Genomic DNA, 2,094 nt, shown 5'->3' with positions numbered 1-2,094 from the left:
GTAGCATAGCGTGCAGCTCAGGATGAAGCCGATGCTGGTGATCAGCGCCGCGTTCAGCAGGAGCCCGGCCGACACCCAGACGAAGCCGGCCCAGTACGGCTGGCTGGCGCCCGAGGGCTCTTCCATGTCGCGAAAGCCGCCGGTGCGCGATTCCCAGAGGATCCAGGCCCCGCAGACGGTGAGCGCGACCGACACCAGCCAGGGCAGGAAGTTGGGCCCGACGCCGCCGTAGCCGGCCTCGGAGGAGATGTCGATGGCGCCGAAGGCCAGTGCCAGCCCGGTGACGAGCACGCCGAGGCCGACCAGGGTCTGGGGCCAGATTGGGGGTGGCAGGAATGAAAGTGAGTCGTTGTTGGACATTGTTCTTGACCTCGGCGAGGGAGGAAGGATTTCGCTTCCGGCACATCAGGCCGGCGCCGGGCCGCCCCAAGGCGGCCGCGGCCCCCTCGGGGGGCAGCGAGTACACGAAGTGACGGAGCGTGGGGGCCAGCCAATCACACCATGCCGGACTTGACCATGGTCGCGCGCAGGCTCGCAAACTCGTCATCGACGAACTTGGCGAAGGCCTCGCCGGACAGCACCGCGGGCGTCCAGTCGTTCTTCTTCAGGGCTTCGCCCCACGAGGGCGTCTTGAGCGCCGCCAGCACTATGTCGGTCAGCGCCTTGCGCTGCTCGGGCGTGATGCCGGGCGCACCGTAGACGCCGCGCCAGTTGCCGATCTCGACATCGATGCCCTGCTCCTTGAGCGTCGGCACGTTGACGCCCGGCAGCCGCTGCGCCGAGGTGACCGCGATGGCCTTCATCTTGCCGGCGTTGATGTACTCGGCGAATTCGCTGAAGCCGCTGCCGCMCACCGTGACGTTGCCGCCCAGGATCGCCGCCGTGGCCTCGCCGCCGCCCCGGAAGGCGACGTAGTTGATCTTCGACGGGTCGACGCCGACCTTCTGCGCGATCATGGCCGCCGCGATGTGCTCGGTGGAGCCGCGCGAGCCGCCGCCCCACTTGACGCTGCCCGGGTCCTTCTTGAGTTGCTCGACCACGTCCTTCATGGACTTCAGCGGCGAACTGGCCGGCAGCACGAAGACGTTGTATTCGCTCGTGATGCGCGCGATCGGCGTGGCCTGCGACAGGCTCACCGGCGGCTTGCCGGTGATGATGCCACCGAGCATCACGGCGCCCATGATCATCATGGCGTTCGGGTCGCCCTTGGAACCGTTGACGAACTGCGCCAGGCCCAGCGCGCCGGCCGCGCCGCCCTTGTTGTCGAAGGTCACGGTGTCGGCCAGCTTGGCATCGGTCAGCGCCTTGCCCAGCGCCCGCCCGGTGGTGTCCCAGCCGCCGCCCGGGTTGGCGGGGATCATCATCTTGACATTGGGGGCGGCCCAGGCCGACAACGGCAGGGATCCGGTGGCGGCCAGGGCGGCCAGTGACTTCAAAAAGGTATCGCGACGCATGCATGTCTCCTTTGGATTTGGCAAGCTGAGTGGAAGCTGACGCCGCTATGATGCGCCGCGCCGCTGTCAGTTGGCTGTCCACTGCCTTGGGGTAAACACCGAAAATCACGTCATGAAGCTGCTGCTAGTCGAAGACGACCCGTCGATGCAGACGACTCTGCAGCGAACGCTGGGGCGCCGCCAGATCGACGTCCGCATCTGCGGCGACGGCGCCCAGGCGCTGGCGCAGTGGCAGGCGCTGGAGCCCGACGTGGTAGCCCTCGACCTCAGCCTCCCCGGGCTCGACGGCCTGCAGGTGCTGGCCCAGGCCCGCGCGGCCGGGCTGCGCACGCCGGTACTGCTGCTGACCGCCCGCGGCACCGTCGGCGATCGCATCGTCGGCCTCAACGCAGGCGCGGACGACTACCTGCCCAAGCCGTTCGACCTGGACGAACTCGAGGCCCGCATCCGGGCACTCAAGCGGCGCCACCAGGGCGCCGGCGCCGATGTCCCGGCGCGCCTGCCGGAGGTCGGCGGCCTGCGCTACGACCCCGACAGCGGCGCGATCTACCACCGCGCCGAGGTGCTCGAACTGACGCCGCGCGAACTGGCCCTGCTGAAGGCGCTGATGGTCAAGCCCGGCCACGCGGTCAGCAAGGAG

At 68.8% G+C, this 2,094-nt stretch carries 3 protein-coding genes; 1 reads left to right on the top strand and 2 read right to left on the bottom strand.

Features of this window, described 5'->3' with window-relative positions:
• The coding region (locus AC1DY5_RS52945; RefSeq protein WP_478122236.1) for a tripartite tricarboxylate transporter TctB family protein at positions 1-360 on the bottom strand (360 nt) is incomplete at its 3' end.
• Between the two features lie 134 nt (positions 361-494).
• Complete coding sequence (locus tag AC1DY5_RS52940; RefSeq protein WP_478122235.1) at positions 495-1,454, bottom strand: Bug family tripartite tricarboxylate transporter substrate binding protein; 960 nt, start codon at positions 1,452-1,454, stop codon at positions 495-497.
• Positions 1,455-1,566: 112 nt separating this feature from the next.
• Between AC1DY5_RS52940 and AC1DY5_RS52935 the strand changes: the two genes are divergently transcribed.
• The coding region (locus AC1DY5_RS52935) for a response regulator transcription factor (protein WP_478122234.1) at positions 1,567-2,094 on the top strand (528 nt) is incomplete at its 3' end.

This window comes from Variovorax sp. P4_D9 (genome assembly GCF_056401695.1).
The sequence above is the reverse complement of the archived record's forward strand: the minus strand, read 5'-3'. Positions and strand labels throughout refer to the sequence as shown.